The sequence below is a fragment of the Pseudomonas sp. OF001 genome (genome assembly GCF_904426495.1).
Classification (GTDB): domain Bacteria; phylum Pseudomonadota; class Gammaproteobacteria; order Pseudomonadales; family Pseudomonadaceae; genus Geopseudomonas.
Genome location: NZ_CAJGBM010000026.1, coordinates 22,209 through 32,686, shown reverse-complemented (window position 1 = coordinate 32,686; position 10,478 = coordinate 22,209). Strand labels below are relative to the sequence as shown.

Sequence of the window (10,478 nt, the reverse complement as noted above, 5' to 3'; positions counted from 1 at the left end):
TCCGGCAGTACCTGCCCAAGGGTACGGATCTGTCGGAATACAGCCAGGAGCAACTGGATGCGATTGCCTACGAACTGAACATCCGACCGCGCAAGCGCTTCGGCTTCAAGTGCCCCATCGAGGTCATAACCGAGCTGATGGCCAAGCATCATGAGGCACCTGCTTCACTCCAATAACCTTGTTGCACTCAGTTCCTGCAACCGCCGTTTCTCAAAAGACTGCGAGGGTTTTATTTGGTATTGGTGCTGCGGGGCAGATTAAGCCAGAACACTTTCTTTGCCCGTGCTCACCTCTCTAAAGCTCATTCCTCCCCATAATTCACCACCGACAACAACCTGATCGGCACCTTCACCAGTTGCTCCGGCCCGTGCGGCACTTCACCGTCGAAGGTCAGGCTGTCGCCGGGTTGCATGTGGTAGAGCTGGTTGCCGTGGCGGTAGACCAGTTCGCCTTCCAGCAGGTGGAGGAACTCGGTGCCGGGGTGGGAGAAGGTCGGGAACTCCTCGCTGGCGTCGCCCATGTCGACCATGTAGGCCTCGAAGTTCTTCTTCGGGCCGCGCACGTGGTTGAGCAGGTGGTAGGTGTGGCCCTTGTCGGTGCCGCGGCGGACCACTTCCATGCCTTCGCCGGCCTTGACCAGCAGCGCGCTGCCGCCCTGCTGGTCGTACTGGCTGAACAGCTTGGACATGGGCATGCCGAGGGCGTCGCACAGGCGGCTGAGGGTGTCGAGGCTGGTGGAGACCTGGGCGTTCTCGATCTTGCTGAGCATGCCCTGGCTGATGCCGGCGATGCGCGCGACGTCGGCGATCTTCAGTTCCTGGGCCAGGCGCTGGCGCTTGATCTGCATGCCCAGGTACTGCTCGAGCTTGAGGCGGTGCTGGCTGTCGGCGGTGTCTTTCATGCGTCGCTGCACTTTTTCAGTTCAAGAATTTAATTTTCGCACCAAGAATGTACGGCGCGGGGCCGGCGTTCGGGCTCCCGGTGCGACGCTTTCGCGTTATGAAAGCATCTTTCCCATATAGATAGAAGGATTCGGGCCCCGGCGGGGGCTGGCACGTGATCCGGCTCAGGTTGGCAAGCTGTTTGCATTTCCCTTGGTGAAAGTAAATTTCCCTTGCGGAATAGACAGCCTGCAGCCGAGGAGCCCACCGCCCATGTTGCCCAGCGAAACCCAGAAAATCATCGACCAGCACGGCATCAGGTACGTGCTGGCGCAGTTCGTCGACATCCATGGCGCCGCCAAGACCAAGTCGGTGCCGGTCTGCGGCCTGGAGGCGGTGGCCGAAGCCGGCGCCGGCTTTGCCGGCTTCGCGATCAGCGGCATGGGCATGGAGCCCCACGGCCCGGACTTCATGGCCCGCGGCGACCTCTCCACCCTGACTCCGGTGCCCTGGCAGCCGGGCTACGGCCGGGTGCTGTGCATCGGCCACGTCGACGGCCAGCCGTGGCCCTACGACAGTCGCTACGTGCTGCAGCAGCAGGTGCAGCGCCTGGCCGACAAGGGCTGGACGCTGAACACCGGCCTGGAGCCGGAGTTCAGCCTGTTCCGCCGCGACGCGGCCGGCACCCTGCAGCTGGTCGACGCCTCCGACAACCTCGACAAGCCCTGCTACGACTACAAGGGCCTGTCGCGCTCGCGCGAATTCCTCGAGCGGCTGACCGAGGCGCTGCAGCCGGTGGGCTTCGAGATCTACCAGATCGACCACGAGGACGCCAACGGCCAGTTCGAGATCAACTACACCTACAGCGACGCCATGACCTCGGCGGACCGCTTCACCTTCTTCCGCATGGCCGCCGGCGAGATCGCCAACGAGCTGGGGATGATCTGCTCGTTCATGCCCAAGCCGGACCCCAAGCGCGCCGGCAACGGCATGCACTTCCACCTGTCGATCAGCAGCGCCACCAGCAAGAACCTGTTCCACGACGCCAGCGACCCGAGCGGCATGGGCCTGTCGAAGCTGGCCTACCACTTCATGGCCGGCCTCTTGGCCCACGGCCCGGCGCTGTGCGCCTTCGCCGCGCCGACGGTCAACTCCTACAAGCGCCTGGTGGTGGGCCGCTCGCTGTCCGGGGCGACCTGGGCGCCGGCGTTCATCACCTACGGCGCCAACAACCGCTCGGCGATGGTGCGCATCCCCTACGGGCGCATCGAGTTCCGCCTGCCGGACGCCGGCTGCAACCCCTATCTGGTGAGCGCCGCGATCATCGCCGCCGGCCTCGACGGCATCGACCGCCAGCTCGATCCGGGCCAGGTGTGCAACGAGAACCTCTACAAGCTGAGCCTGGAGGAGATCGCCGCGCGCGGCATCCAGACCCTGCCGCAGAGCCTCAAGGAGGCCTGCGACGCGCTGGAGGCCGACCCGCTGTTCGCCGAAGTGCTCGGCCCGCAGATCGTCGGCGAGTTCATCAAGCTCAAGCGCATGGAGTGGGTGGAGTACAGCCGCCACGTCTCCGACTGGGAAATCCAGCGTTACACCGAATTTTTCTGACCCGCTTCGGGCCGTCGCCCGCGTGGGCGGCGGCCACCTGCCTCCGAAGGAGAGTGAACATGTGTGGAATCGTAGGTCTTTACCTGAAGAACCCGGCGCTGGAATCCCAGCTCGGCAAGCTGTTCGAGCCGATGCTGCTGGCCATGACCGACCGCGGCCCGGACAGCGCCGGCTTCGCCATCTACGGTGACGAAGTGGCCGACGGCTGGGTCAAGCTGACCCTGCAGAGCACCGTCGGCGAGTACGACTGGAAGGCGCTGATGGGCGCACTGGAAGGGCGCCTGGGCTGCTCGCTGGACTGGTTCCAGAACGCCAGCGCCGCGGTGCTCAAGGTCGCCGCCGCGGAGGGCGCGGTGCGCGCGGCGCTGGCCGAGCTGGCCCCGGAGGTGCGCATCATGAGCGCCGGGCAGAGCATCGAGATCCTCAAGGGCATGGGCCTGCCGGCGGAAATCGCCGAGCGCTTCAAGCTGGCCAACATGAAGGGCAGCCACATCATCGGCCACACCCGCATGGCCACCGAGAGCGCGGTGACCATGGAGGGCAGCCACCCGTTCTCCACCGGCGCCGACCTGTGCCTGGTGCACAACGGCTCGCTGTCCAACCACTCGCGCCTGCGCCAGGAGCTCAAGCGCAAGGGCATCACCTTCGAAACCCTCAACGACACCGAAGTGGCCGCCGGCTACCTGACCTGGCGCCTGCGCGAGGGCGACTCGCTGAAGGAAGCGCTGGACCACTCGCTGGAAGACCTCGACGGCTTCTTCACCTTCGCCATCGGCACCCGCAACGGCTTCGCGGTGATCCGCGACCCGATCGCCTGCAAGCCGGCGATCCTCGCCGAGACCGACGACTACGTGGCCATGGCCTCCGAGTACCAGGCACTGGCCAGCTTGCCGGGGATCGACAAGGCCAGGGTCTGGGAACCCGAGCCGGCCACCATGTACATCTGGGAAAAGACTGCCTGAGGAGCGCACACATGAAGACCATCGACCTTTCCAAAGCCGAAGTGCGCGATCTGAACCAGGCCCTGCACGACCAGGCGAAAACCCTCGAAGAACGCGAGTGGGTCGTCACCCATCCGGGCGGCAAGCACAACCTCGCCGTCGGCGTGAACGAAGCGCTGAGCATCGATATCCAGGGCCACGCCGGCTACTACTGCGCCGGGATGAACCAGAAGGCCACCATCACCGTGCACGGCAACGTCGGCGTCGGCGTGGCGGAGAACATGATGTCCGGCTTGGTGCGGGTGAAGGGCAGCGCCTCGCAGGCGGCCGGCGCCACCGCCCACGGCGGCTTCCTGGTGATCGAAGGCGACGCCGGCGCGCGTTGCGGCATCTCGATGAAGGGCGTCGACATCGTGGTCGGCGGCAGCATCGGCCACATGAGCTGCTTTATGGGCCAGGCCGGACGCCTGGTGGTGTGCGGCGATGCCGGCGACGCGCTGGGCGATTCGCTGTACGAGACGCGCATCTACGTGAAGGGCACGGTCAAGTCGCTGGGTTCGGACTGCATCGAGAAGGAGATGCGCGCCGAGCACCTGGAGGAGCTGGCCGAGCTGCTGAACCGCGCCGGCTTCGACGAGGACCCGAAAGCCTTCAAGCGCTACGGCTCGGCCCGCCAGCTGTACAACTTCAAGGTCGACAACGCCTCGGCGTACTGATCGAGACCGGAGCCCGGATGGTGCGCATGGCCTAGGCGGCCCCGCGCACCCTACGGCTGGCGCCTGCTCCACGTAGGGTGCGCCGCGCGCACCGCAAGCCCGCCGAATGGTCGGGCCCACCGAACAAACGAGGGTGCGCCACGCGCACCGGGCGGCCCGCCACAGCGGCGGGCGCCACCTGACGAGGAATTCGAAATGAGCGAGAAACACACCCCGGTACTGCGCGAGTCCGCCACCTTCGACCGCCTGACCATCCAGGAAATCCAGCGCGCCGCGGAAACCGGCATCTACGACATCCGCGGCGGCGGCACCAAGCGCAAGGTCCCGCACTTCGACGACCTGCTGCTGCTCGGCGCCAGCATGTCGCGCTACCCGCTGGAAGGCTACCGCGAGAAGTGCGGCACCGACGTGGTGCTCGGCACCCGCTTCGCCAAGAAGCCGATCCACCTGAAGATCCCGGTGACCATCGCCGGCATGAGCTTCGGCGCGCTGTCGGCCAACGCCAAGGAAGCCCTCGGCCGCGGCGCCACCATCGCCGGCACCAGTACGACTACGGGTGATGGCGGTATGACCCCGGAAGAGCGCGGCCAGTCGCAGCACCTGGTCTACCAGTACCTGCCGTCGCGCTACGGCATGAACCCCGACGACCTGCGCAAGGCCGACGCCATCGAGATCGTCCTCGGCCAGGGCGCCAAGCCGGGCGGCGGCGGCATGCTGCTGGGCATGAAGGTCACCGAGCGCGTCGCCGGCATGCGCACCCTGCCGATCGGCGTCGACCAGCGCTCCGCCTGTCGCCACCCGGACTGGACCGGCCCGGACGACCTGGCGATCAAGATCGCCGAGATCCGCGAGATCACCGACTGGGAAAAACCGATCTACGTGAAGATCGGCGCCAGCCGCCCGTACTACGACGTCAAGCTGGCGGTGAAGGCCGGCGCCGACGTGATCGTCCTCGACGGCATGCAGGGCGGAACGGCCGCAACGCAGGAAGTGTTCATCGAGCACGTCGGTATCCCGATCCTCTGCGCCATCCCGCAGGCCGTGCAGGCCCTGCAGGAGATGGACATGCACCGCAAGGTGCAGCTGATCGTCTCCGGCGGCATCCGCACCGGCGCCGACGTGGCCAAGGCCATGGCCCTGGGCGCCGACGCGGTGGCCATCGGCACCGCCGCGCTGATCGCCCTGGGCGACAACCACCCGCGCCTGGACGACGAGTTGAAGCAGATCGGCTCGGCCGCCGGCTTCTACGACGACTGGCAGAACGGCCGCGACCCGGCCGGCATCACCACCCAGGACCCGGAGCTGAGCAAGCGCCTCGACCCGGTGGAAGGCGGTCGCCGCCTGGCCAACTACCTGCGCGTGCTGGTGCTGGAGGCGCAGACCATGGCCCGCGCCTGCGGCAAGTCGCACCTGCACAACCTCGACCCCGAGGATCTGGTGGCGCTGACCGTGGAATCCGCCGCCATGGCCCGTGTGCCGCTGGCCGGTACCGGCTGGATTCCGGGCCAGCAGTACTGATTGCCGGGCGGGTCTTGTAGGGGCGAATTCATTCGCCAGCGCAGCCGTGTCAGGCGAATGAATTCGCCCCTACAGGCCCGCATCCCGGCCGGAATTTTGCATTGCGTCATCGCGACTTTCAGGAATCCTCCATGACCGTTCGAGGTACTTCACCATGTCGACCACAGCATCAGGTTCCACCCCGCTGCATCGCTCACTGAAGTTCGGCTTGCCGTTGTTGCTGATGTCCTTCGCCCCGCTGGCGCTGGCCGAGGAGGCCACGCTGGATACCGGCGTCACCGCCTGGATGATGACCGCCACCGTGCTGGTGCTGTGCATGTGCCTGCCCGGTCTGGCGCTGTTCTACGGCGGCCTGGTGCGCGCCAAGAACATGCTCTCGCTGTTTTCCCAGTGCTTCGCCATCGCCGGGGTGATCGGTGTGCTCTGGGTGCTCTACGGCTACAGCCTGGTGATCGACACCACCGGCATGGCGGCCGGCGAATACAGCATCAACAGCTTCGTCGGCGGCCTGGAGCGCGCCATGCTCGCCGGCCTCAAGGGCGACAGCCTGGTGCTGGGCATGCCGGAAGGGGTGTTCATCACCTTCCAGATGACCTTCGCCATCATCACCCCGGCGCTGATCGCCGGCGCCTTCGCCGAGCGCATGAAGTTCGTCGCCGCGGTGCTGTTCATGGCGCTGTGGTTCACCTTCGTCTATGCGCCGATGGCGCACATGGTGTGGGGCGGTCCCGGTGCACTGATGCACAACTGGGGTGCGCTGGACTTCGCCGGCGGCACCGCCGTGCACATCAACGCCGGCGTCGCCGCGCTGGCCGCCTGCCTGCTGCTGGGCAAGCGCAAGGGCTATCCGCACGTCGAGATCCGTCCGCACAACCTGCCGCTGGCGATGACCGGCGCGGCGCTGCTGTGGGTCGGCTGGTTCGGCTTCAACGTCGGCTCGGCCGCCGGAGTCGGCGGCGTGTCGGGCATCACCATGCTCAACACCCAGCTGGGCGCCTGCGCCGGCATCGTCGGCTGGATGGTCACCGAGCTGATCAAGGCCGGCCGGCCGAGCGCCATGGGCCTGGCTTCCGGCGCCATCGCCGGCCTGGTCGGCATCACCCCGGCCTGCGCCTACGTCGGTCCGGGCGGTGCGCTGGCCATCGGCCTGCTCAGCGGCGTGCTGTGCTACCTGGCGGTCACCTCGCTGAAGCAGCGCCTGGGCTACGACGACAGCCTCGACGTGTTCGGCCTGCACGGCGTCGGCGGCGTGGTCGGCGCCATCCTCACCGGCGTGTTCTGCGTGCCTGAGCTGGGCGGCTACGTCGAGGGCAGCGAGATCGCCACCCAGGTCTGGGCGCAGGTGAAGAGCGTGGCGTTCACCTTCGTCTACTGCTTCGTGGTCAGCTGGGTGCTGCTCAAGCTGGTCGACAAGCTGGTCGGCCTGCGCGTGGACGAGCAAGCCGAGGATCTCGGCCTCGATCTCGCCGAGCACAACGAGCGGGCGTACAGCCACTGATCGGCTGTCACGCCGCAAGCGAAACGCCGGGCATCTGCCCGGCGTTTCGCTTTGTGGCTCAGCGCAGCTGGCTGTCCTTGCTGCCGCGCCGGTTGTAGCCGCTGAACACTGCCTGCTGCTTGTCGTGCTCGCTCTGGCAGGCGACGCACAGGCGCACGCCGGGGATCGCCTGGCGGCGCGCCTCGGGGATGGGCGCGTCGCATTCCTCGCAGTGCGCGAGGCTCTCGCCGCGCGGCAGCTGGCTGCGCGCGCGGGCGATGGCGTCCTCGATGGTGCTGTCGATCTGCTCCTGTACCGCTCCGTCGCTGGTCCAGCCGCCGGCCATGTCGCCTCCGCAGGGGTGGGGGAGATATCCGCAGATATGCGCCCCGGTCTGCGCCAATGCAAGGGGCGTGCGACTGGCGGAGCCTGCGGGGTGACTGCGCCCCGTCGCTGCCCCTATGCTCTGCGTCACGGGCGCCGCTGAGCGCCCGAGCGAACAAGAACAAGAACAACAAGGGGTGGCAGCAATTGATCGTTCCTCAGTACTGGGCCGAGGCCCGGGTGCAGTACCGGCGCAAGAACCGGCAGATCACCGTGCGGCGTTTCGGCTGGTCCGACGTCAGCCAGGCGGAGGCGCAGGCCCACGCCGAGCGGCGCGCGCAGGATGCGCTGGATGGCCTGCGCGACGGCGAGAAGCTGCCGCGCCGCGAGCCGAAGGTGGCCTACAACGGCGCCGACGGCGTGCCGATCCGCGAGGAGATAGTCGCGCGCCACGACGACGTGCTGATCACCCGCAACGGCTATGGCGCGCGCTGCCTGAACACGGCGGACGTGCTGTTCGCTGACATCGACTTCGCCTGCCGGCCCAGCCTGCGCTTCGCCGTCGGCGTGTTCGCCGCCCTGGCCGCGCTCGGTCTGCTGGTCGGCTGGCTGACCGGCTCGGTACTGCTGCTGGCGGCGCTGCTGCTGGTCGCCCTGGTCGCCTCGGGCGTGCTGGCCGGGCGGGTGCACCGCCTGTACCTGGACTGGCATGGCGGCGCGCCGGCGCTGGCTCGCCAGCGCATCCTGCGCTTCCTCGAGCGCCATCCCGGCTGGAGCTTCCGTCTGTACCGCACCCCCGCCGGCTTGCGCGCGCTGGCCACCCACGCCACCTTCGCCCCGGACGATCCGGCGGTGGCGCGCTGCTTCGCCGAGCTGGGGGTCGACCCGCTGTATGCGCGCATGTGCCAGCGGCAGAAGTGCTTCCGCGCGCGGCTCAGCGCCAAGCCCTGGCGCATGGGCATCGCCCGTCACCTGCAGCCGCGCCCCGGCGTCTGGCCGGTGGCGCCGGAGCGCCTGCACATGCGCCGCGACTGGGTCGAGCGCTACGAGGCGGCGGCCAGCGGCTATGCGGCCTGCAGCTTCCTCGAGGTGCTCGGCAGCGGCGTGGTGGCGCCGGCGGTGGCCCGCGTCCAGTGGCTGCACGACGAGCTGTCGGGAGCCGTCAGCGGGCGGCCGATCGCCTGAGCGGCGCGCCTCACTCCTTGACGTTCATGTGCTCGCGCGCCCAGGCGATGTAGTCGTCCGGGTGGGTGTACTTGGTCACCAGTTCCGAGGCGCTCAGGCCGTTGTCGCTGGCGATGCCGCGCTGCTCGCGCAGGCTGTCGTAGGTGGCCTTGATCGCGGCGAAGTAGGCGCCGTGGCCGTCGACCACGATGCGCACGCCGAGGTCGGCCAGGCGGTTGTCGTCGCGCAGCTCCGGGTTGCCGTAGGTGACCAGCATCAGCGGCACGTGCAGGCCCTCGGCGATGGCTTCCAGGTGGGCGAAGTCCTGCACGCCGACCAGGCAGATGCCGTCGGCGCCGGCGGTCTGGTAGGCCTGGGTGCGGTGGATCACGTCTTCCAGCGACTGCACGCCGGCATGGGTGCGGGCGATGATCGCCAGCGCCTTGTCGTCGCGCACTTCCTGGGCGGCGCGCAGCTTGCCGATGCCTTCCTCGACGCTGATCAGGTCGTAGGACTTGCGGCCGAACTGGGCCGGCAGCAGGGTGTCCTCGAGGGTCAGCGCGGCGACGCCGGCGCGCTCCAGCTCGATGACGGTGCGCATGGCGTTGAGCGCGTTGCCGTAGCCGTGGTCGGCGTCGGCGATCACCGGCAGGCGGGCGACCCGGCCGATGCGGGTGGCCTGCTCGGCGAATTCGCTGAGGGTGATCAGCGCCACGTCGGGGGCGGCGAGCACCTGCAGCGAGGCGACCGAGCCGCCGAGGATGCCGACCTCGAAGCCGAGGTCGGCGGCGATGCGCGCGGACAGCGGGTCGAACACCGAGGCAGTGTGGTAGCAGGCGTTGCTGGCCAGCAGGGCACGGAAGGCTTTGCGCAGCTGGTGGTGACAGGATTTCTGCATGCTTGTTATCCCTTGTGTCTTTGTCTTGTCTTGTACCTTTCAAGTATTGCAAATCCTGTACCCGAAGGTCGTATTGCGTGGTTTTCCTCGCTTTGCTGGGCGGCTGGCGCGCTGGAGTGGCGAACGGGCGCCGCTACCCGGTTCGGCGGTGGCGAAATTCCGCCGCTACCGGGGCATGCTAGGGCGTCAGGCTTTCAGCGAGCTTTCGCCGCGGAGCGGGCGTGGGCGGGGCGACGGATGGCGGCGCGACAACGGCACCTTGCCTGCGCGCCTCGCGCAAAGCGCCAGCGACTTCTATGGTGTTTAGGTCGCCCACCTTCGAGGACACCTGCATGAAGCTCTACTACACCCCCGGCGCCTGCTCGCTGGCGGCGCACATCGTGCTGTGCGAGCTGGGCCTGGAGCACGAACTGGTCCGGGTCGACCTGAAGACGCACACCGTCGCCGGGGGCGGCGATTTCTACGCCATCAACCCCAAGGGCTACGTGCCGGCCCTGGAGCTGGAGTACGACCAGGTGCTCACCGAGGACGCGGTCATCCTGCAGTACCTGGCCGAACTCAGGCCGGGCGCCGGCCTGCTGCCGCCGGCCGGCAGCATGGAGCGCTGGCGCGTGCTGGAGTGGCTCAACTTCATCAGCAGCGAACTGCACAAGGGATTGGGGACGCTGTTCAACCCGGCGGTCACCCCGGAGTGGAAGCAGGCGGTGCTGGAGCGGGTGGGCCAGCGCCTGAACCTGGTCAACCAGGCGCTGAAGGGCAATGCCTTCCTCTGCGGCCGGCATTTCACCGTCGCCGACGCCTACCTGTTCACCATCGTCAGCTGGACCGGATTCATGAAGATCGACCTGGCGTCCTGGCCGGATCTGGCGGCCTACCAGGCGCGGATGGCGGAGCGCCCGGCGGTGCAGCAGGCGATGCGCGAGGAGGGCTTGCTCAAGTAGCGCTGTGCCG

General features: G+C 67.8%; 11 protein-coding genes and 1 pseudogene. 9 read left to right on the top strand and 3 right to left on the bottom strand.

Annotation, left to right across the window (positions count from 1 at the left end; all coding sequences use genetic code 11):
* Positions 1-176: pseudogene (locus tag RA210_RS15270) on the top strand (IS30 family transposase); the annotation flags it as partial.
* 125 nt (positions 177-301) lie between these two features.
* Here the strand turns inward: RA210_RS15270 and RA210_RS15265 are convergent.
* On the bottom strand, positions 302-901 hold the full coding sequence (locus tag RA210_RS15265; RefSeq protein ID WP_201487156.1) for a helix-turn-helix domain-containing protein: 600 nt from the start codon (positions 899-901) through the stop codon (positions 302-304).
* A 253-nt stretch (positions 902-1,154) separates the two neighbouring features.
* Here RA210_RS15265 and glnT point away from each other — a divergent pair, with 253 nt between their 5' ends.
* The 5 genes from glnT (at position 1,155) to RA210_RS15240 (ending at position 7,162) form a co-directional block, all read left to right on the top strand.
* Positions 1,155-2,489, top strand: a complete 1,335-nt coding sequence (gene glnT, locus RA210_RS15260; protein WP_201487154.1) for a type III glutamate--ammonia ligase — start codon at positions 1,155-1,157, stop codon at positions 2,487-2,489.
* A 59-nt stretch (positions 2,490-2,548) separates the two neighbouring features.
* A complete protein-coding gene (locus RA210_RS15255; RefSeq protein WP_201487152.1) occupies positions 2,549-3,451 on the top strand; it encodes a class II glutamine amidotransferase in 903 nt (300 codons plus the stop codon).
* An 11-nt stretch (positions 3,452-3,462) separates the two neighbouring features.
* Positions 3,463-4,146 (top strand): protein glxC, encoded by a 684-nt coding sequence (locus RA210_RS15250; protein WP_201487150.1) that lies wholly within the window; start codon positions 3,463-3,465, stop codon positions 4,144-4,146.
* A gap of 195 nt (positions 4,147-4,341) precedes the next feature.
* On the top strand, positions 4,342-5,664 hold the full coding sequence (locus RA210_RS15245; protein ID WP_201487148.1) for an FMN-binding glutamate synthase family protein: 1,323 nt from the start codon (positions 4,342-4,344) through the stop codon (positions 5,662-5,664).
* Between the two features lie 223 nt (positions 5,665-5,887).
* Positions 5,888-7,162: an ammonium transporter gene (locus RA210_RS15240; protein WP_236574767.1), complete on the top strand. Its 1,275-nt coding sequence runs from the start codon at positions 5,888-5,890 to the stop codon at positions 7,160-7,162.
* Positions 7,163-7,220: 58 nt separating this feature from the next.
* Here the strand turns inward: RA210_RS15240 and RA210_RS15235 are convergent, their stop codons facing one another.
* Positions 7,221-7,487 (bottom strand): DksA/TraR family C4-type zinc finger protein, encoded by a 267-nt coding sequence (locus RA210_RS15235; RefSeq protein ID WP_136489331.1) that lies wholly within the window; start codon positions 7,485-7,487, stop codon positions 7,221-7,223.
* A 185-nt stretch (positions 7,488-7,672) separates the two neighbouring features.
* Here RA210_RS15235 and RA210_RS15230 point away from each other — a divergent pair, with 185 nt between their 5' ends.
* Positions 7,673-8,650, top strand: a complete 978-nt coding sequence (locus RA210_RS15230) for a hypothetical protein (protein ID WP_201487144.1) — start codon at positions 7,673-7,675, stop codon at positions 8,648-8,650.
* A 10-nt stretch (positions 8,651-8,660) separates the two neighbouring features.
* Here the strand turns inward: RA210_RS15230 and RA210_RS15225 are convergent, their stop codons facing one another.
* Positions 8,661-9,527 carry an isocitrate lyase/PEP mutase family protein gene (locus RA210_RS15225; protein WP_201487142.1) on the bottom strand — a complete coding sequence of 289 codons (867 nt, stop codon included), beginning with the start codon at positions 9,525-9,527 and terminating at the stop codon, positions 8,661-8,663.
* On the opposite strand from RA210_RS15225, the gene RA210_RS15220 reads away from it, so the two are divergent.
* Positions 9,526-9,834, top strand: a complete 309-nt coding sequence (locus RA210_RS15220; RefSeq protein WP_201487140.1) for a hypothetical protein — start codon at positions 9,526-9,528, stop codon at positions 9,832-9,834. The genes RA210_RS15225 and RA210_RS15220 overlap by 2 nt on opposite strands.
* Positions 9,835-9,859: 25 nt before the next feature.
* Entirely contained in the window at positions 9,860-10,468 is a 609-nt protein-coding gene (gstA, locus tag RA210_RS15215; RefSeq protein ID WP_201487138.1) for a glutathione transferase GstA, read from the top strand.
* Positions 10,469-10,478: the final 10 nt, after the last annotated feature.